The organism is Nocardia araoensis NBRC 100135 (assembly GCF_000308435.1).
In the GTDB taxonomy this organism is placed as follows: domain Bacteria; phylum Actinomycetota; class Actinomycetes; order Mycobacteriales; family Mycobacteriaceae; genus Nocardia; species Nocardia araoensis.
Map to the genome: position 1 here is coordinate 1 of NZ_BAFR01000002.1, position 19,378 is coordinate 19,378.

The window sequence follows — 19,378 nt, forward strand, 5'->3', positions numbered from 1 at the left end:
CAACCGCGGCTCGGCCAGGCCGTACAGCGTGGTCAGCAGCACGAGTCCGCCGAACCACAGCAGCGCCTGGTCGCGCACGAGCCTGCGCGGTACCGCCGTGGCCGCTGCCTGCTCCTCGTCGGTCGGCACGCGCTGCGGATCGGTGGCCCACCGCAGTGCGCGCACTTCGCGGGTGGTGCCCCACCACAGCCCGAGCAACAGCGCGCACGTCGCGTACAGCGGCGCGGCGAGCGCGTCGAGGAGCAAGAGATCCCGGGTGAACACCGACGGGCCCGGCAGGACGAAGCCGACCAGGACGATCGACACGACCATGCCCGTCAGATTGCCCAGCAGCGTGGGCACGGTGAGCAACAGCTGGACGCGGATGCGTCGTAACCCCGACGACTCCTCGGCCGATCCGAGCAATCGCGACCCCCACGGCGCCGCGGCGAGCGTCACCTCCCTGTGTTGCATGGGTGCAGCGTAAGCCGAGTAGCGCCCCAGCGCCGCAGGCCCGACTCGCCCCAGAGGCGACCCGCCGCCCAGGTCCGCTGGGTGTACACCAGCAGTGGACCACGCTCTTCCACAGGAACCCTCGGCGAGGCAGATCCGGTGGTGGCTGGACTGCGGGCGATCAGCGGCCCGGCGGCAACTCCCGGCGGCCGGGCTCCGGAAGCTCGGGGCGGTGGTGGCCCGGCAGTTCGTCACGGTTGGCGCCGGTGGGCAGGCCGTAGCCCGCGGCGCCGGTGGGCGGAAGCGAGGAGTAGTGCGGCGGGGGATAGCCGGCGTCCACGACGGTGGAGGCGATGTGCTGGGCGTGCGCGATCTCGGGCGTCCCCGGCTGCAACTGGTAGCCCATCGCCTGCGGATGCGAGGACTGGCCGTCGACGGTGACCTTGCGGGTGCGCCGCAGCGTGAAGGTGATCTCCTCGACCTCCTCGAACGCCTGCCGCGCCGTGCGCAACGGATGCGTCGCCGTATCGATCGCGTTCGCGACGAACGAAGGAACCAGCGGCCGGATGAAACGCGCCGCGGTGTCGGTGAACGGGACCGTGCCGATCAGCGGCAGCTCGAGACCGCCGCCGCTCGGCGCCGCCGGTGCGGATGCGACGGCAGGGACCTGCGGGTGCACACCGGTGGGAGCGGGTAGGTTCGGCGTCGCCTCGTCGGGCATGGCGCTGTCCTTTCGGTCGTCCGCCGCGGCGGCGGGAAGTTCGGGGCGGCGCGGCGGCTCGGTGATGCCGATCTCGATGCCGCCGATGGCCGCGATGATGCGGGTGCGCTGGCGCTCCCGGTCGATGGCCGTGTCCGCCTCGACGGCGAGGCGGGCGGCGGTGAGTTGTTGCTCGGCGCGCAGGGTTTCGGCCTCCGCGCGCACTTCGGCCTGCTTGACCGCGATCGCCGCGTCGGCCTCGCGCTCGGCGCGGTCGTGCACCGTGCGCGCCGCGTTGTGCCGGTCGAACGAGGTCTCCCCACGCCACCAGCGCAGCGCCAGCGGCAGCAGCGCGAGCGCGACGAACGCCACGATGGTGAGAATCCGCAGCGGCAGCGCGTCGTGCACGGTGTAGTCGTTCATCGCCTGCCAGCGGGCGCCGAGCCCGCGGTCCGCCTCGTCGAAGGCGGCGGTCCGTGCGGACGAAAGGGCGTGCTGGTCGGCGTCGATCCTGCGGTCCGCCGCGTCAACGCGGCCCTGCACGGTGGCGAGCTGCTTGCGGGCGTCGTCGAGCATGGCGTTGGCCGTCTGCGCCTCCGGCCCGCGGCCCGGCACGCCGGTGATCCTGGTTCGCGGGCACTCCGGGCTCGGGTTGAATTCGCAGCGCGCGACCACCAGGGCGTGGTCGATGTCGTTCTGGGCCATCGCGATCGCCTGTTCGAGCGCGGCTCGGTCGGCTTTCGCCCGGTCCAGTTCCGCCTGCGCCGCGACCACCCGGGGCGCCGAATCGAGCGAGCGCTGCGCGTTCTGTTCCAGCACCCGGTCGACGGACCCGCTGAACAGCACGATCGCGGCCAATTCCGCCAGCAGTCCACCGGCCAGCACGGCAACCGCGATGCGCGCGAGCAGTCCGAGCCGATCCGGTCCTCCACTCGGTCGCGCCGTGGCCAGCGCCCTGGCGAGCGCGCCGGTCAGCGCGGTGACGACGATGCCGGAGATCAGCGCGGCCCACCACGGCCACGCGGAGGCCGCGGCCAGTGCGGCGACCACGCCGGAGATCACGGCGAACAACAGCACGACGGCGCCGGTGACGGCGTATCCGCCGCGCTCGTGGCGATCGGTCATCGCGCTGGTCCGGCCGCCGCCGAGCCAGGTGAACAAGCCGGTGACGGTCATCGGAATGCACATCCTCCACGTCCCAGGCGCTTTCACGGGCGCGACGAAACTGTCACGGATTCGTTGTGACAGCGTGACAGGCCCGCACGGTTCGCAGCGACCAGGGACGGCCGGATGTGGCCAGGCTCACAGCTGCCTCGCCGCAGCGCGGGCCGCGGCCGGTTCGTTCGCCTACGCTGGCGCGGCGATTCCTATCGGGGTGGGCGATTGCAGGAGGTCACGACGTGCGCGGAGTCGGGTTGACGCTGCTGCTGGCGGCGGCGCTGCTGATGTGGCCGGTCAGCGCCGACGCCGCTCCGGCCGACCGATCGCTGGACCGGCTGGTCGCCCTCGTCGTGGAGCGCTTGGACACCGCCGACGCGGTGGCCGCGGCGAAGTGGGTGGCCGCAGGGGAGCGCGGCATCGAGCCGACCATCGACGATCCGGTCCGGGAGGCGGAGGTCTACGACGCCATGGCCCGGCTCGGCCGCGATCGTGAGCTGCCGGAGAACTGGGTGCGGCAGGTTTTCCTCGGGCAGATCGAGGCCAACAAGACGGTGCAGCGCGGCCTGATGACGCGATGGCGCTTCGATCCCGCCGCGGCGCCCGCCGCGCCGGTCGGGCTCGACTCGGTGCGTCCCGTCATCGACCGGGTGAACGTCGAGATCATCGATCAACTCGTCCGGCGCCGAGCCGAGCTGACCGCGCCGGACTGCGCGGAACAGTTGGCGCGCAGCGTCTTCGGCGTGTTCGTCACCGACGGCGCCGACGCCCTGCACCGAGCGGCGCTGGTGCGGGCCGCCGTGTCGCTCTGCCCGGTGTAGGTCGCGCCGGGGCCTGTCCGGCGGGGCCGGTCGGAAAAATGTGTCGAACACCACTTTTCGATATTTGCTGGTTATGTGCTGAACCCCACAGTGGACAAAAGAGTCCGGACGGTCGGATCATATTCATTGCTTGTCACGCAGCTGTCGGAAATCTCTCATCGGTTTCGACGCCGAGTTAGCCGCCGGCGCTTGGTTTGCCGGGCACCCGGCGGGGGAAATCCATTTCGACGCAGGTGAGGGCGGTTTCCCGGCCTTGTGAGGAAGGTCTCGGGTGGGTGTCGCGCGTCGGTTTTCCCAGCTGGCACCGGGTGCCATGGGGATCGATCGCACGGCACTCGCTGCTTTACACTGGACGACGCGCACACGTGGAGGACCCGATGCAGAAGCCCAGCTAAACCTGGTTATTAGCGCAACCTAAGTTGGTTGGGCCCTGGACCTGACTTATCGTTTGCTCTTACGCCGAACACAGAACGTTCGGCTACCTCGCCCGCTCGGGCAGCCCTAGCCAGGTGCTCAGCGTAGCGGGTGGGCACCCGCTCGGAGGTAAGGATCTTGTTAGGGATTCGTTACCGAAGGGCACCCACTACGTCACAGAAGCGGGTGGAAAAACTGCAGACCTGACTGCACGCCGAAGACCATCAGCGCGGCTGGCTTCGGAACGTACGGGCGCAGTCTTGTACGGAGGCGTTCGACGAAAGGCCGTTTTCTTCGAAGGCCGACTTTCTTGAAGGCAGAGGCATGACGCAACTTCCTGGCCACCGGTCACCTGGACCCATCGGGCTCTACGACCCGGCGAACGAGCACGACGCCTGCGGCGTCGCATTCGTCGTCGACATGCACGGCCGCCGCAGCCGCGACATCGTCGACAAGGCTATTACGGCTCTGTTGAACCTGGAGCACCGTGGCGCCGCGGGCGCCGAGCCCAACAGCGGCGACGGTGCGGGCATCCTGATCCAGGTCCCGGACCGCTTCTTCCGCGCCATCGTGGACTTCGAGTTGCCGCCGGAGGGGTCCTACGCCACCGGTATCGCCTTCCTGCCGCAGGCCCGCCGCGAAGCCGCGCGCGCCGCCTACGGCGTGGAGAAGATCGTCAAGGAAGAGGGCCTCGAGGTTCTCGGCTGGCGCGAGGTGCCGATCGACGAGTCGTCGCTGGGCGCGCTGGCGCGCGACGCCATGCCGAGCTTCCGGCAGATCTTCATCGCATCGCCGAAGAACGCCTCCGATCCGCTGTCGGATATGGATCTGGAGCGTCGCGCCTACGTGGTGCGCAAGCGCGTCGAGCGTGAGCTGGGGTCGGCCGGAGCTGGTGAGGGTGCGGTCGGCCGTGAGTCGGTCTACTTCCCGAGCCTGTCCGGGCAGACCTTCGTCTACAAGGGCATGTTCACCACGCCGCAGCTGCGCGCGTTCTACCTGGATCTGCAGGACTCCCGGGTGGAGAGCGCCCTCGGCATCGTGCACTCCCGGTTCTCCACCAACACCTTCCCGTCCTGGCCGCTGGCCCATCCGTTCCGCCGGGTCGCGCACAACGGCGAGATCAACACCGTCACCGGCAACGAGAACTGGATGCGCGCTCGCGAGGCGCTGCTGCGCAGCGACGTCTTCGGCGTCGACTCGGCGGGCAAGAACCGGCTGGAGAAGATCTTCCCCGTCTGTACCCCGGGGGCGAGCGACACCGCCCGGTTCGACGAGGTGCTGGAACTGCTGCACCTCGGCGGGCGCAGCCTGCCCCACGCCGTGCTGATGATGATTCCCGAGGCCTGGGAACGCAACGAGAACATGGACCCCCAGCGGCGGGCCTTCTACGAGTACCACTCGATGCTGATGGAGCCGTGGGACGGCCCCGCGTCGGTGTGCTTCACCGACGGCACCGTCGTCGGCGCCGTGCTCGACCGCAACGGCCTGCGGCCGAGCCGCATCTGGGTGACCGACGACGGCCTGGTCGTGATGGCCTCCGAGGTCGGTGTGCTGGACATCGACCCGTCCAAGGTGGTCAAGAAGGCGCGTCTGCAGCCGGGACGCATGTTCCTGGTCGACACCGCCCAGGGCCGCATCGTCGGCGACGAAGAGGTCAAGTCCCAGCTCGCCGCCGAGCATCCGTACCAGGAGTGGCTGGACGCGGGCGTCTCCCGCCTGGCCGACCTGCCCGACCGCCCGCACGTGCACATGTCGCACGACCGCGTGCTGATCCGTCAGCAGATCTTCGGATACACCAACGAGGAGCTCAACCTGCTGATCTCGCCGATGGCCAAGACCGGCGGCGAAGCGCTCGGCTCGATGGGCACCGACACCCCGATCGCGGTGCTCTCGGCCCGGCCGCGCCTGCTGTTCGACTACTTCTCCCAGCTGTTCGCGCAGGTCACCAACCCGCCGCTGGACGCGATCCGGGAAGAGGTGGTCACCAGCCTCAAGCGCAACATCGGCCCGGAGGCCGACCTGCTGCACCCGGGACCGGAGTCCTGCAACATGATCGCGCTCGAGCAGCCGATCCTGGACAACGACGAGCTGGCCAAGCTCGTGCACATCAACGACGACGGATCGCACCCCGAGCTGCGCTCGGTGGTCGTGCGCGGCCTGTACCCGGTGAAGAAGGGGGGCAAGGGCCTGCGCCGGGCGCTGGAGGCGATCAACACCCAGGTGTCGGCCGCCATCGACGGCGGAGCGCGGATCATCGTGCTCTCCGACCGCGAGTCCAACGAGAAGCTGGCGCCGATCCCGTCGCTGCTGCTGACCTCGTCGGTGCACCACCACTTGGTGCGCGAGCGCACCCGCACCATGGTCGGCCTCGTCGTGGAGGCGGGTGACGCCCGCGAGGTGCACCACATGGCCACCCTGGTCGGCTTCGGCGCCGCCGCGATCAACCCCTACATGGCCTTCGAGACCATCGAGGACATGCTCGAGCGCGGTGCGCTCGAGCTGCCGGGCAGCACCGGCGACCTGGCCGCCGACTACCGCAAGGCGGTCGCGAACTACAACAAGGCCGCGGGCAAGGGCGTGCTGAAGGTGATGTCCAAGATGGGCATCTCGACGCTGGCCTCCTACAACGGCGCCCAGCTCTTCCAGGTGATCGGCCTGTCCCAGGACCTGGTGGACGAGTACTTCACCGGCCTGCGCTCGCACCTGGACGGCATCGGCCTGGACGAGATCGCCGAGGACGTCGCGCAGCGGCATCGCATCGCGTTCCTGGAGAACCGCAACGAGCGCGCGCACCGCGAGCTCGAGGTCGGCGGTGAGTACCAGTGGCGGCGCGAGGGCGAGTACCACCTGTTCAACCCGGACACGGTGTTCAAGTTGCAGCACGCCACCCGGTCCGGCCAGTACTCGATCTTCAAGGAGTACACCAAGCTGGTCGACGACCAGTCCGAGCGCCTGGCGTCGCTGCGTGGTCTGTTCAAGTTCAAGCACAACGCGCGCTCCCCGATCTCGATCGACGAGGTCGAGCCGGCATCGGAGATCGTGAAGCGGTTCTCCACCGGCGCGATGAGCTACGGCTCCATCTCGGCGGAGGCGCACGAGACCCTGGCGATCGCGATGAACCGCCTCGGCGGCCGGTCCAACTCGGGCGAGGGCGGCGAGTCGCCCGCGCGCTTCGAGCCGGAGGAGAACGGCGACTGGCGGCGCAGCGCGATCAAGCAGGTGGCCTCCGGCCGCTTCGGCGTGACCGCGCACTACCTGACCAACTGCACCGACATCCAGATCAAGATGGCGCAGGGCGCGAAGCCCGGTGAGGGCGGTCAGCTGCCGGCGCACAAGGTGTACCCGTGGGTCGCCGAGGTGCGGCACTCGACGCCGGGCGTCGGCCTGATCTCGCCGCCGCCGCACCACGACATCTACTCGATCGAGGATCTGGCGCAGCTGATCCACGACCTGAAGAACGCGAACCCGCAGGCGCGCATCCACGTGAAGCTGGTCGCGGAGCCGGGTGTCGGCACCGTCGCGGCGGGCGTCTCCAAGGCGCACGCCGACGTCGTGCTGATCTCGGGCCACGACGGCGGCACCGGCGCCTCGCCGCTGACCTCGCTCAAGCACGCGGGCGGCCCCTGGGAGCTCGGCCTGGCCGAGACCCAGCAGACGCTGCTGCTCAACGGGCTGCGCGACCGCATCGTCGTGCAGGTCGACGGCCAGATGAAGACCGGCCGCGACGTCATGATCGCCGCGCTGCTCGGCGCCGAGGAGTACGGCTTCGCCACCGCGCCGCTGGTGGTCTCGGGCTGCATCATGATGCGCGTCTGCCACCTGGACACCTGCCCGGTCGGCGTCGCGACGCAGAACCCGGTGCTGCGCGAGCGGTTCACCGGCAAGCCGGAATTCGTCGAGAACTTCTTCCTGTTCATCGCCGAGGAGGTCAGGGAGCTGCTGGCGCAGCTGGGCTTCCGCTCGCTGGACGAGGCCATCGGCCGGGTCGACCTGCTCGACACCTCGCGCGCCAAGCAGCACTGGAAGGCCAGCAAGCTGGACCTCTCGCCGATCCTGGACGACGTCGAGACGGCGTTCATGTACCAGGACCGCCGCTGCACCAAGGCGCAGGACCACGGCCTGGACAAGGCACTGGACCAGCAGCTGATCGTGCAGAGCCGCGACGCGCTGGAGCGGGGTCAGGCGGTGAAGATCGAGACCAAGATCACGAACGTCAACCGCACCGTCGGCACCATGCTCGGCCACGAGGTGACCAAGCTCTACGGCGGCGCGGGCCTGCCCGACGACACCATCGACATCACCTTCACCGGGTCGGCGGGCAACAGCTTCGGCGCCTTCGTGCCCGCCGGCATCACGCTGCGGGTGCACGGTGACGCGAACGACTATGTCGGCAAGGGTCTTTCCGGCGGCCGCCTGGTGGTGCGCCCGTCGCTGAACGCGCCAGGCGAGTTCGTCGCCGAGCAGAACATCATCGCGGGCAACGTGATCCTGTTCGGCGCCACCAGCGGTCAGGTGTTCCTCAGCGGTGTGGTCGGCGAGCGGTTCGCCGTGCGCAACTCCGGCGCCACCGCGGTGGTCGAGGGCGTGGGCGACCACGGCTGCGAGTACATGACCGGCGGCCGGGTGGTCATCCTGGGCGAGACCGGACGCAACTTCGGCGCCGGTATGTCCGGCGGCGTGGCGTTCGTCTTCGACCCGGAGGGCACCTTCGCGTCGAAGCTCAACCCCGAGCAGGCCGACGCCGTCGAGCAGCTGGCCGGTGACGACTTCACCTGGCTGCACGACATCATCACCCAGCATCGCGACCAGACCGGTTCCCCGGTCGCCGAGCGGATTCTGAGCGACTGGTCGCAGCAGGTGAACCATTTCGTGAAGCTCATGCCGCGCGAATACAAGAAAGTTTTGCTCGCCATCTCCGAAGCTGAGAAGAGCGGCAAGGACGTGGACGAGGCGATTATGGAGGCCGCTCGTGGCTGACCCCCAGGGTTTTCTGAAGCACACCGCACGCGAACTGCCCAAGCGGCGCCCCGTGCCGCTGCGCCTGATGGACTGGAAAGAGGTCTACGAGGAGAACTTCTCCCATGAGACCTTGCGGACCCAGGCCAGCCGGTGCATGGACTGCGGTATCCCGTTCTGCCACAACGGCTGCCCGTTGGGGAACCTGATCCCCGAGTGGAACGATCTGGTCTACAAGGACCGCTGGCGGGAAGGCATCGACCGGCTGCACGCGACCAACAACTTCCCGGAGTTCACCGGGCGGTTGTGCCCGGCGCCGTGTGAGGCGTCCTGCGTGCTCGGCATCAACCAGGATCCGGTCACGATCAAGCAGGTCGAGGTCGAGATCATCGAGAACGCCTTCGACGAGGGCTGGGTGACCCCGGTCTACCCGACCCGCCTCACCGGCAAGAAGGTCGCCGTGGTGGGTTCCGGTCCGGCCGGCCTGGCCGCGGCGCAGCAGCTGACCCGCGCCGGGCACACCGTGACCGTGTTCGAGCGGGCCGACCGCATCGGCGGTCTGCTGCGCTACGGCATCCCGGAATTCAAGATGGAGAAGCGCTTCATCGATCGCCGTCTCGCGCAGATGGAGGCCGAGGGCACCATCTTCAAGACCGGTGTGAACGTGGGCGTCGACATCACCGCCGAGCAGTTGCGCGAGCAGTTCGACGCGATCGTGCTGGCCGGTGGCGCCACGCTGGCGCGTGACCTGCCGATCCCTGGCCGCGATCTGGACGGCATCCACCAGGCGATGGAGTTCCTGCCCTGGGCCAACCGGGTGCAGCTCGGCGACGACGTCACCGACGAAGCGGGGCTGCCGCCCATCCACGCGAAGGGCAAGAAGGTCGTCATCATCGGCGGTGGCGACACCGGCGCCGACTGCCTGGGCACCTCGCACCGCCAGGGCGCGGCCAGTATCCACCAGTTCGAGATCATGCCGCGTCCGCCGGAGGAGCGGGCCGCGTCCACCCCGTGGCCGACCTACCCGCTGATGTACCGGGTGTCCTCGGCGCACGAAGAGGGCGGCGAGCGGGTGTTCTCGGTGAACACCGAGCGCTTCGTCGGCGCGGACGGCAAGGTGACCGGCCTGGAGGCGCACGAGGTCAAGATGGTCAACGGCCGGTTCGAGAAGGTCGAGGGCACCGACTTCACCCTCGAGGCCGACCTGGTGCTGCTGGCCATGGGCTTCGTGGGTCCCGAGAAGCCGGGTCTGCTCACCGATCTCGGCGTCGGCTACGACCAGCGCGGCAACGTGCAGCGCGACAAGAACTGGGCGACCAATATTCCCGGCGTCTTCGTCGCGGGTGACATGGGCCGCGGCCAGTCGCTGATCGTCTGGGCCATCGCCGAAGGCCGCGCCGCTGCCGCGGGCGTGGACCGGTACCTGGAAGGCGAGACCGCCCTCCCGGCGCCGATCACCCCCACCATGGTGGCTCAGCGCTAGATCCCCTCTCTTACCGGAGCGGAAACGAAGGCGCCTGTGGACAACTCGTCCACAGGCGCCTTTTCGCGTTCGATGGGAAATCCCGCCGCTCGGTTTCCCGGCTTCGAGTCGCCCCGGCAACGGAAATCCGACACACTACGGGGTTCGAATGGCATTGCGGCGGGCGTGGCCTTATTGTGATCTCCGGCGTGCTGCTGATCTTGGGATGTGGTTGTGAGTGCACGTCATCCGATCGGATGACTTGTGTTCACCCGGCGTGCACTGGAACGACATCCGGTGAGTTCAGCATTGACGCGGCAACTCGGCGGGAAGTTCGACGAGGGCGAGGTTTGGAGCGGTATGCAGTGGAAGAAGGTCGTCGCGGCTCTGGGCGCGTCCGCGACCGTGATGTCCGGGCTGGTTTTCGGTAGCGGATCGGTGAGTGCCGCTCCCGGCTGCCCGAGCCTGTACGTGGTGGCGATCCCGGGTACGTGGGAGACCGGGCATGAGAAGAACCCGCAGCCAGGCATGCTGGCCGGCGTCACCCGTGGTCTACCCTCCTCCGCGGAGGTCGACTACGTGACCTACGCCGCGACCGCCTTCCCCTGGGAGGGTGAGGTTTACGGCAACTCCAAGAAAGAGGCGGTCGACAACGCGCGCGGCCTGATCGCGAACATGGCGCAGCAATGCGGCGCGACCAAGATCGCGCTGGTCGGCTACAGCCAGGGCGCGGACGCCGCCGGTGATCTCGCCGCCGAGATCGGCACGGGTCTCGGTGTGGTGTCGCCCGAGCGCGTCGCCGGTGTCGGCCTGATCTCCGATCCGCGCCGTTCGCCCACCGATATCCAGGTCGGCCCGGTCGCGCCGGGAGCGGGCGCCGGTGGCCCCCGCGTCGGCGGCTTCGGCTGGGTCAGCGACCGCACCCGCACCATCTGCGCGCTCGACGACCTCTACTGCGCTACCGCGAGCGAGGACTTCGTCACGCGGTTCGCCGGTTTCCTCGCCCAGGCGTCGGACGCGAACCCGGCCAACATGTGGCGCTACCAGATCGAGGCGGGCAACATCCTCGGCGACCTGATGAGTTCGGGCGGCGTCCCCGTCCTGCAGGCGCAGCTCACCGACTCGGCCAACGAGCAGCGGGTCAAGGACCTGGAGCGTTTCTACAAGTCGCAGGCGCACACCCTGTACGGCAGCTACCCCGTGGGTGGCGGCCAGACGGCCATCACCTGGATGCACAACTGGATCGCGGGCATGGCCTGAGCGGCACCGAAACCACAGGGCCCGCCTCCGACAACTACGGAGGCGGGCCCTTTTTCCTATACGGCCTGAGGACTAGCTGGACCCGGTCGGCGGGAGGACGTGGAAGAAGTGCTTCTCCCGCGGGCCATCCCGCCGCGGGCCATCCCGCCATGGTCCGTCCGGCCCGCAGTCCGGGCCGTCATGCCGTTCGAAGCGTTCGAAGTGATGGGGACCGCCGTCGATGTCGGCGCCCTGCTGCGGCGCGTCCACCAGCTGGATCTGGCCTTGGTCGGAGGGGGTTTCGGCAGACGCGGTCCCGGCGAGGGCCGCGAGCGGGACGGTGATCAGCGCGCCGGCAGCGGCCACCGCGGCCAGACGCCGCAGCGGCGTAACGGTTTTGGAGAGCGACACGGAATTCCTTTCTCTCGAACCGTGAGTCGCTGTTCGGCAGCGGCTCACCGGTCCTATCGAAGATTCCGTCACTGGGACATCGGTGCGACAGGCCTGGCAATCGGCTGTGAATCCACAGCGCTCGTCGACGTCGTCGGCCGGACCCGGCGCCGAAACCGCAGGGCCCCCCTCTGGATTCGAGGCGGGCCCTGCGGTTTCGATGTAACGGGTCGGGTCAGCTCGACCCGGTCGGCGGCAGGAATTGCTGCTGCGGTGCCGGGCCATCCTGCCGCGGACCGTCGTTCGGTCCGCGGTCGGGCCCGTTGTCCGGGCCATGGCCCGGCCCGTTGTCCGGTCCGCGGCCCTGATCGTCACGCCGTCCGTCGCGGTCGAACTGGCGATCGTGGTCGGCGACCTGCTGCGGAGCGTCCACCACCTGCACCACGCCAGGGGCCGCCGGAGTCTCGGCGGATGCGGTCGCTGCGAGAGCTCCCAGCGGGAGGGTGATCAGCGCACCGGCTACGGCCACGCCGGCGAGGCGACGCAGGGGCGTAGCACTTTTGAAGAGCGACACGGAATTCCTTTCGTTGGGACCGTGGGCCGCCGATCGGAGCGGCTCACGTGTCCTATTCCAGATTCCGTCACTGGGACACCGGTGCGATCGGACTGGCAATCGACTGTGAGTGGTCAGCTCGCGCCGATATTGCGCGGCAACAGGTCCCAGACGTGCCCGTTCTCGTTGACGGTGGCGGCCGTGCGGCGCCCCGTGCGGGAGAACAGGATGCGGGTGATCGAGCAGTAGTCGATGGGGAAGGTCAGCGGCCGCTCCAGCCCGAGCACCTCTTGCAGCAGCACGTTGATCACACCGCCGTGCGCGAAGACGACGACAGTGTCGGCCGGATCCGTGGCCGTGACGATATCGGTGACCGCGGCATGCACCCTGGCCTTGAAGGCCGCACCGTCCACCTGTACCGGAAGATGCCCGGCCTTGATCCGGTCGTAGGCGTCGCGGAATTCGATCTTGGCGTCCTCGATGGGGATGTAGGCCGGCAGATCGCGATCGTATTCGGCGAGGTCGTCGACGACATCGACGCCGAGCCCCAGTTTCACGGCGGTCGGGGCCGCGGTCTCCCGAGCCCGGCGCTGCGGGCTGCTCACCACCCGGGAGATCCGGTGATGTCCGAGCGCCGCGGGCACCCGCTCGGCCTGCTCCACCCCCACCGGGGCCAACTCCGGATCGGCGGGCCCACCCGAACTCAGCATCCGGACCGGCTGGGCATGGCGAACGAGAATCAACTGCACGCACCCCACTCTGCCGCATACCCCTGGACCACTCGATCCGGCCCCGGCAACCCATCGTCCGACCCACTAGGGGGTGACATACTCGAACCATGACCGTCGAGCCGTTTCCGCAGTGGCTGCGCCCGCCGCCGGGCGGGTTCGTAGCCGAGGATCTCGATCGCCTGCCAGACCTTCCCCCACACACCGAGTTGATCGACGGGAGTCTCGTCTTCGTGAGTCCGCAGGCGAAGTTCCACATGTTGGTGATCACGCTGCTCGACTCCGCGCTTCGTCACTTCGCCCCTGCGCACCTGCGGGTGCGGCGGGAGATGACGGTGACGCTCGGGCGGGACCAGCGCCCGGAACCCGACCTGATCGTCATCCACGCCGACCGTGACGGCGGTCCCGAACTCACTTCGTACCTCGCCGATGACGTCGTCTTGGCAGTCGAGGTGGTGTCGGCGGAATCCCGTACCCGGGATCGGGAGCGTAAGCCGCAACTGTATGCCCGAGCGGGGATCGCGCATTTCTGGCGAGTCGAGAACGTGGACGGCCGACCGGTCGCCTACGTCTACGAACTGGATCCGGCCACTAAGACTTTTGCGCTTACCGGAATTCACCACGATCGCCTGAAGCTGACCGTGCCGTTCGATATGGACGTCGATCTCACCGAGATCGATCGGCTCTAGACCACAGCAACGACGGCCCGGTTCGCATAGTCCGAGCCGGGCCGTCGAAGTCTGCCGTCAGTTGTTCTTCCTGCGTTTCGTCAGCAGGTAGATGCCGCCGATGATCAGGGCGACCACCAGCAGGCAGCAGAGCGCGCCGATGATCAGGCCGCCGCCGCCCCTGCTCTTCTTCTTTTTGGCGGCCAACTCCAGCGCGGAATTCCACGTGTCGGGGCTGGCCCACACGGAATGGTCCAGCAGACTCGCGTTCGTCAGCAGGTCAAGGTACATATTCGAACCCCTTGGTGTGTCGCGGCCTCCTCCCGGAGCCGAATCTCCAAGGGTAGCGGTCCGATTCGCTCGATGAGAACCCTTCCGGGACGAAGGCTCGCCTCAGCGCGGTTTCACCAAGGGGAACGGCAGCGTCTCGCGAATGCTGCGTCCGGTGATCAGCATGACGATTCTGTCCACGCCCATGCCGAGCCCGCCGGTCGGCGGCATGGCGTGCTCGAGCGCCTGCAAGAAGTCCTCGTCGAGTTCCATCGCCTCCGGATCACCATTGGCCGCGAGCAGCGACTGCTCGGTAAGCCTGCGGCGCTGCTCCACCGGGTCGGTGAGTTCGCTGTAGGCGGTGCCGAGTTCGACGCCCCAGGCGACCAGGTCCCAGCGCTCGGCCACGCCGGGGATGCTCCGGTGCTGTCTGGTCAAGGGGGACACCGAAGTCGGGAAGTCGATGTAGAAAGTGGGCTCCTGGGTGTGCGATTCGACCAGGTGCTCGTACATTTCCAGCACCACCTGACCTGCGTCCCAGCCGTGCTGATAGGGCACCTCGGCCTTTTCGCACAGCGCGCGCAGCTCCTCGATGTCGGTCTCGGGGGTGATATCCGCGCCGACCGCGTCCGACACCGCGCCGTGTACCGTTCGCACCCGCCAGTCGCCGGAGATGTCCACCTCTTCGAAGGTGCCGTCTCCGTTGGGCCGCAGGGCCACCATGGCGCCGTTGGCCGCGAGCGCGGCATTCTGGATCAGCCTTCGGCAGGTGTGCATCATGCGCTCGTAGTCGCTGTGCGCCTCGTAGGCCTCGAGAATGGTGAACTCGGGATTGTGGCTGAAGTCGACGCCCTCGTTGCGGAAGGTGCGCCCGATCTCGAACACCTTCTCCATTCCGCCGACGCACAGCCGCTTCAGATACAGCTCGGGGGCGATCCGCAGGTACAGGTCGAGGTCGTAGGCGTTGATGTGGGTGAGGAACGGCGTGGCGTTGGCGCCGCCGTGCACCTGTTGCAGGATCGGCGTCTCCACTTCCAGGTAACCCAGGGAGTTCAGCGAGTCCCGCAGCGAGCGCACCACCGCACTTCGCTTGGCCAGCACCTCGCGGATCTCGGTGTTGATCGCCATGTCGACGTAGCGGTGCCGCACCCTGGCCTCGGGATCGGCCAGACCCTTCCATTTGTCCGGCAGCGGGTGCAGGCACTTGCCCAGCATCCGCCAGTCCGCCGCGAGCAGCGAGAGCTCACCGCGCCTGCTGGCTCCGATCTGACCGCTCACCTCGATCAGGTCGCCGAGGTCGAAGAACTCGCCGAACTCGGCGCTGCGTTCGGCGCCGACCCGGTCGCGATCGATCACCAGCTGGATGTCGTCGGTCCAGTCGCGGACCACGGCGAAGATCACGCCGCCGTAGTCGCGGATGCGCAGCAGTCTGCCGCAGATCCGGACCGTGGTCCCGCGCGGCGAACGCCGCGCGTCGGCCACGGTATGCGTCGGCGGGTAGGCGACCGGATACGGCTCGATGCCCACACCGGTCATGCGCGTCAGCTTGTCCATGCGTACGCGGACCTGTTCGGGCCTGCGCGGCAACTGCTCGGCAGCCTCGTGCTCGGGGATCTCCGGCGGTCTGCCGTCGGCGTGCAGACCCGTCACGCCCGCGGGCACCGCGACATGCTCGCCGGTGTGGATCGCGGTGTCCGGCTCCTTGCCGAACCGGGGGAGGAAACCCTCCGCCAGCGCGCTGGCCAACGCGACGCGTGGCAGGTGCCTGCGCTCTTCGAACAGGAAGAACCGGGGCACCCAGTACGGCTGGTACTTCACATTCGAGCGATACAGCGCCTCCAGCTGCCACCAGCGGGAGAAGAACAGCAGCACGCCGCGCCACAAGCGAAGCACGGGCCCGGCCCCGATCCGGCCGCCCTCCTCGAACACCGACCGGAACACCGCAAAGTTCAGCGACACCTTGGTGATGCCGTACAGCTCGGAGTTCAGCGCGAGCTGCGAGATCATCAGCTCCATCACGCCGTTGGGGCCCACGGGATCGCGGCGCATCAACTCCAGCGAGACGCCGGTGCGGCCCCACGGCACCAGTGACAGCATGCCGAGCACCCGGTCCTGCGGATTGACGGCCTCGACCAGCAAGCAGTCGCCGTCCAGCGAGTCGCCCAACCGGCCCAGCGCCATGGAGAACCCGCGCTCGGTCTCGGTGTCGCGCCAGGCGTCGGCGCGGGCGATGACCCGGGCGAACTCCTCGGCGGGGATATCGCGATGCCTGCGGATACGGACCACGACACCGTGCTTGCGCAGCCGGTTCGCCGCCTGACGCACCGGCTTCATCTCGGGCCCGGCCAGCGAGAAATTCCTGGTGTCCAGGATCGCCTCGTCGCCGAGGCGCAACGCGGAAAGACCAGCGCGCCGATAGGCCGTCGCTCCGAGTTCGCTCGCGCCCATCACCGCCGGAGCCCAGCCGAATTGATCGGCCTGACGCAGCCAGGCGTCGATCGCTTGCGGCCACGCCTCCCTGATGCCGATCGGGTCACCGCTGGCCAGGGAGACGCCCAGCTCGACTCGATAGGTCACCGCCGCCTTGCCGCTGGGCGCGAACACCACCCCCTTGTCGCGGCGGGTGGCGAAGTAGCCGAGCGAATCCTCCACGTCCGAGCGCTCCAGCAGCCCCCCGGATCGCCGACTCGTCGGTGCCGGTCATCGCGTTCGCCGCGCGCTGTGAGCGCAGCAGGATGACCACCGCGGCCAGCAGCGCGATCGCGCCGAACAGGCCGAGCAGGAAGTTGACGAACGGCCGCGGATGTCCGTCGAAGTGCTCGTTGTCCGCCAGCACCGCCGCGGTCACGCGGTAGACCGCCCACCCCGGCCGCTGCACGCCCCGCGGAAGACTGCCGGGGAACAGTTCCACCAGCCCCCAGCCCAGCAGCGCGCCGATCGCCAGTCCGCCGACCAGCACGCCGAGCGCCTTCCACCCGGCGCCGCGGCGCACCTTGGTGTAGAACTCCGGCCATGCCGCGATGAGCACGCCGATCACGGCCAGGTGCACCACCATCGCCACCAGCGCGTGAATACTGCCGCGGTCGGCGAACGTGACGGCGTTGACCGCCGTGTAGATCCCGAGATAACCGATCAGCAACCACCAGGCGATCCGTTTGCGGCTGGAGATCGCACCGGCGGTCAACCCGACCACCAGCGCCCACATCAGGTTCGTGTCCGGCGCGTCGAAGTAATAGGCATCGATATAACGGCGCGGCACCTGGGTCAGGAAACGCAGTGCGGGGGAAAGGCTCCAGAGGAAGCACGCCACCGCGAATACACCGAGCGTCAACCCCGCGATATGCGGCACTTCCGAAAGGCGTCCGTGACCTCGGTGCGGAACCGGCGGAGTGGGTTTATCCGCGGGTGGTCCGGTGTCGAGGTGTTGCTGGGCTTGCGTGGAGGTCACGGAACCAGTGTGTACGTGAGTGTGTCGGATTTGCCAAGCCTGCGGCGCGCGTGTTCGTGTGGTATTCGCGCGGCCAGGGCATTCGTCGCGGCGTGGTCGCCACCGGGTAGAGCCGGAAACCAACTTTCTCGATTGTGCGCCGACCTGGACGGAGCCGTCAGCCGAATCGCGAGAATTCGGCGTCAGCGGTGGATTTCCGCACGGCGCCGCGATTCCGATGGGTTGCCCGGAGATCGCTGGTGATGTGGGGCGGTTGTCGGCGAGTTGGGATGGGGGAGTATGTATCTAGTTCATGTCGGAACCAGTCGAAGTACCGATCGATGACGACGTTATTCGACTCGGCCAGTTTCTGAAGCTGGCCAACCTGATCGATTCGGGTTCGGAGGCGAAGACGGTGATCGCCGCCGGATTGGTGCGGGTGAACGACGAAGTGGAACTGCGGCGCGGGCGGCAACTGCACATCGGTGATGTGGTCGCTCTCGCCGGTCACAAGGCGATCGTGTCCGCCTGACCACTGCGGGTGCGGCGGCAGGCGCGCCGCCGCACCGGCTCAGTCCTCGGCGCGTACCACGATGCCGTCGTGATCGCTGTAGAGCATGTCGCCGGGGACGAAGGTGACCCCGCCGAACTCGACCGGCACGTCGCGGTCGCCGCTGCCGGTCTGCGTGCTCTTGCGGGGGTTGGTGCCCAGCGCTTTGATGCCGATGTCCAGGGTGCGCAGGATGGCGGAGTCGCGAACGGCGCCGTTGACGATGACCCCGGCCCAGCCGTTCTCGACGCCGCGCCCGGCGATGATGTCGCCGACCAGCGCCGTGTGCACGCTCGCACCGCCGTCGACCACGAGCACCTTGCCCTCGCCCGGCTCGCCGAGCGTCTGCTTGACCAGCAGATTGTCCTGGAAGCAACGGATCGTGGTGATGCGTCCGGAGAACGCGGCCCGCCCGCCGAACTGGAGGAACTGCGTGTCGCAGCTGCGGATCTCCGGGCCGATCTCGTCGGCCAGGTCGGCGGTGGCGATGACATTCTGCGATTCGGGCATGTGGTTATTTTCCAGCGCCCGCGGCGCCGGCTGTTCGCGGGGCTCTGTTTGATTTGCCGCGACTGCGTCGCGGCGTGTTCGCGGCCCCTTATGGCTCGGACCCGGTGCCATTGGTTGTGAGCCGGGCGGCGATCGGTCGGGCTCATCTCGCTCGAACCGGAAGCTGAGCCGGCCGGTGGCCGTCGGGCGTCCTCGCGCGTGGTTGTTCGGCGCGCGTCACTTCTCGATGGCGGCGGCGTTATCTGTGGCCGTAGCGCAGTTCGTAGAGGTCGCGGTCGTGGTCGGTGCACTTTCCGTGGTCGACCAGTTCGGCGTCCAGGCCGTGCTGGACCAGACGGAAGCGACGCCAGACGTAGCTCAGCGCGACCGTGAAGACGACCAGCGGAACGATCATCATCACGATCAAGCCGATCTTCAGCGGCATCGGCCCGGGGAACAGCAGCACCAGGGCGAAGAACGGGATGATCGGCCCGAGAAAACGGACGAGATAGCGTTCCATGGCCCCGTGTCCCACGAGGTCGTGGACAACCCACTCGTGCAGCTCCTCGGGGAGCTCGCGGCCCAGGTCATAGGCGACCCGCTGCCTGAACGTGGGGGTTTTCATGTCTCTAGGCTATGCCCGTGATATAAGCCACCGCCAGGTCTCGATACGGGTCAACCGCGCCCGTGTCTGCGCTCGTAGTCCAGGCGTTCGCGCTCGTCCCGGCGGCGGGCGTCGGCATCCGCGAGCGTGGGGTCGAGACCGTGCTTGATCAGCCGATGGCGCCGGTAGACGTACAGCAGCGCCACCGTGAAGTAGATCAGCGGGATGTACAGCAGCGCCATCATCGCCAGACCCATCCACAAGGGGCCGGGCAGCAACAGGAACAGGCAGAGCACCGGAAGCACGGGCACCAGGAACCGCAGCAGGTAACGCCGCGTAGCGCCCGGCCCGACCAGATCCTCCCGCACCCAATCGGACATCGATTCCGGCAGCGTCCGGCCGAAGATGTAACCGATCCGCTGTCCGAACGAGGGTGTAGCGCTCACCCCTCCAGCATCCCGACCCCGCCAGCACCGGCGCAACCGGATCCGCCCCGCATCGGCGGGGTAGCCGGAAC

14 protein-coding genes and 2 pseudogenes are annotated in these 19,378 nt (G+C 68.3%); 6 read left to right on the forward strand and 10 right to left on the reverse strand.

What is annotated here, in order from left to right; translation table 11 throughout:
* Nucleotides 1–453 (reverse strand): annotated as a pseudogene (locus ON21_RS00105) (adenylate/guanylate cyclase domain-containing protein); the annotation flags it as partial.
* A 160-nt stretch (nucleotides 454–613) separates the two neighbouring features.
* Entirely contained in the window at nucleotides 614–2,308 is a 1,695-nt protein-coding gene (locus ON21_RS00110) for a DUF4407 domain-containing protein (protein WP_051020108.1), read from the reverse strand.
* Between the two features lie 224 nt (nucleotides 2,309–2,532).
* Between ON21_RS00110 and aroQ the strand changes: the two genes are divergently transcribed.
* The 4 genes from aroQ to ON21_RS00130 all read left to right on the forward strand — a co-directional run bounded on the left by aroQ (nucleotide 2,533) and on the right by ON21_RS00130 (nucleotide 11,203).
* On the forward strand, nucleotides 2,533–3,111 hold the full coding sequence (aroQ, locus tag ON21_RS00115) for a gamma subclass chorismate mutase AroQ (protein ID WP_039794167.1): 579 nt from the start codon (nucleotides 2,533–2,535) through the stop codon (nucleotides 3,109–3,111).
* Between the two features lie 738 nt (nucleotides 3,112–3,849).
* Nucleotides 3,850–8,502 (forward strand): glutamate synthase large subunit, encoded by a 4,653-nt coding sequence (gene gltB, locus ON21_RS00120; protein ID WP_039794169.1) that lies wholly within the window; start codon nucleotides 3,850–3,852, stop codon nucleotides 8,500–8,502.
* On the forward strand, nucleotides 8,495–9,964 hold the full coding sequence (locus ON21_RS00125) for a glutamate synthase subunit beta (RefSeq protein ID WP_039794172.1): 1,470 nt from the start codon (nucleotides 8,495–8,497) through the stop codon (nucleotides 9,962–9,964). Before gltB ends, ON21_RS00125 begins: the two co-directional genes overlap by 8 nt.
* A 339-nt stretch (nucleotides 9,965–10,303) precedes the next feature.
* Nucleotides 10,304–11,203 carry a cutinase family protein gene (locus ON21_RS00130; protein ID WP_051020110.1) on the forward strand — a complete coding sequence of 300 codons (900 nt, stop codon included), beginning with the start codon at nucleotides 10,304–10,306 and terminating at the stop codon, nucleotides 11,201–11,203.
* Nucleotides 11,204–11,275: 72 nt separating this feature from the next.
* On the opposite strand, the gene ON21_RS00135 is transcribed toward ON21_RS00130, so the two are convergent.
* The 3 genes from ON21_RS00135 to ON21_RS00145 form a co-directional block, all read right to left on the reverse strand.
* On the reverse strand, nucleotides 11,276–11,593 hold the full coding sequence (locus tag ON21_RS00135; protein ID WP_039794174.1) for a hypothetical protein: 318 nt from the start codon (nucleotides 11,591–11,593) through the stop codon (nucleotides 11,276–11,278).
* A 214-nt stretch (nucleotides 11,594–11,807) separates the two neighbouring features.
* Nucleotides 11,808–12,146, reverse strand: coding sequence for a hypothetical protein (locus ON21_RS00140; protein ID WP_039794177.1), 339 nt, complete (start codon nucleotides 12,144–12,146; stop codon nucleotides 11,808–11,810).
* Nucleotides 12,147–12,259: 113 nt separating this feature from the next.
* Complete coding sequence (locus tag ON21_RS00145) at nucleotides 12,260–12,874, reverse strand: histidine phosphatase family protein (protein WP_039794179.1); 615 nt, start codon at nucleotides 12,872–12,874, stop codon at nucleotides 12,260–12,262.
* Nucleotides 12,875–12,963: 89 nt separating this feature from the next.
* Between ON21_RS00145 and ON21_RS00150 the strand changes: the two genes are divergently transcribed.
* Nucleotides 12,964–13,542, forward strand: coding sequence for a Uma2 family endonuclease (locus ON21_RS00150; protein WP_039794182.1), 579 nt, complete (start codon nucleotides 12,964–12,966; stop codon nucleotides 13,540–13,542).
* A gap of 57 nt (nucleotides 13,543–13,599) precedes the next feature.
* Here ON21_RS00150 and ON21_RS00155 read toward each other — a convergent pair whose 3' ends face one another.
* Together ON21_RS00155 and lysX are read right to left on the reverse strand one after the other, a co-directional pair.
* Nucleotides 13,600–13,812 (reverse strand): hypothetical protein, encoded by a 213-nt coding sequence (locus ON21_RS00155; RefSeq protein WP_039794184.1) that lies wholly within the window; start codon nucleotides 13,810–13,812, stop codon nucleotides 13,600–13,602.
* A 102-nt stretch (nucleotides 13,813–13,914) separates the two neighbouring features.
* A pseudogene (gene lysX, locus ON21_RS00160) lies at nucleotides 13,915–17,239 on the reverse strand (bifunctional lysylphosphatidylglycerol synthetase/lysine--tRNA ligase LysX).
* 292 nt (nucleotides 17,240–17,531) lie between these two features.
* On the opposite strand from lysX, the gene ON21_RS00165 reads away from it, so the two are divergent.
* Entirely contained in the window at nucleotides 17,532–17,750 is a 219-nt protein-coding gene (locus ON21_RS00165) for an RNA-binding S4 domain-containing protein (RefSeq protein WP_039794186.1), read from the forward strand.
* A 39-nt stretch (nucleotides 17,751–17,789) separates the two neighbouring features.
* On the opposite strand, the gene rraA is transcribed toward ON21_RS00165, so the two are convergent.
* The 3 genes from rraA to ON21_RS00180 all read right to left on the reverse strand — a co-directional run bounded on the left by rraA (nucleotide 17,790) and on the right by ON21_RS00180 (nucleotide 19,307).
* Complete coding sequence (gene rraA, locus ON21_RS00170; protein WP_039794188.1) at nucleotides 17,790–18,278, reverse strand: ribonuclease E activity regulator RraA; 489 nt, start codon at nucleotides 18,276–18,278, stop codon at nucleotides 17,790–17,792.
* 238 nt (nucleotides 18,279–18,516) lie between these two features.
* On the reverse strand, nucleotides 18,517–18,882 hold the full coding sequence (locus tag ON21_RS00175) for a DUF5313 family protein (protein ID WP_039794191.1): 366 nt from the start codon (nucleotides 18,880–18,882) through the stop codon (nucleotides 18,517–18,519).
* Between the two features lie 50 nt (nucleotides 18,883–18,932).
* On the reverse strand, nucleotides 18,933–19,307 hold the full coding sequence (locus ON21_RS00180) for a DUF5313 family protein (RefSeq protein WP_039794193.1): 375 nt from the start codon (nucleotides 19,305–19,307) through the stop codon (nucleotides 18,933–18,935).
* Nucleotides 19,308–19,378: the final 71 nt, after the last annotated feature.

Excerpts from the sequence above, each read along its gene's own strand:
- ON21_RS00110 (WP_051020108.1), bottom strand. The coding sequence starts at position 2,308 with ATGACCGTCACCGGCTTGTTCACCTGGCTCGGCGGCGGCCGGACCAGC.
- gltB (WP_039794169.1), top strand. The coding sequence starts at position 3,850 with ATGACGCAACTTCCTGGCCACCGGTCACCTGGACCCATCGGGCTCTAC.
- ON21_RS00130 (WP_051020110.1), top strand. The coding sequence starts at position 10,304 with ATGCAGTGGAAGAAGGTCGTCGCGGCTCTGGGCGCGTCCGCGACCGTG.
- ON21_RS00150 (WP_039794182.1), top strand. The coding sequence starts at position 12,964 with ATGACCGTCGAGCCGTTTCCGCAGTGGCTGCGCCCGCCGCCGGGCGGG.
- ON21_RS00155 (WP_039794184.1), bottom strand. The coding sequence starts at position 13,812 with ATGTACCTTGACCTGCTGACGAACGCGAGTCTGCTGGACCATTCCGTG.
- ON21_RS00165 (WP_039794186.1), top strand. The coding sequence starts at position 17,532 with ATGTCGGAACCAGTCGAAGTACCGATCGATGACGACGTTATTCGACTC.
- rraA (WP_039794188.1), bottom strand. The coding sequence starts at position 18,278 with ATGCCCGAATCGCAGAATGTCATCGCCACCGCCGACCTGGCCGACGAG.
- ON21_RS00175 (WP_039794191.1), bottom strand. The coding sequence starts at position 18,882 with ATGAAAACCCCCACGTTCAGGCAGCGGGTCGCCTATGACCTGGGCCGC.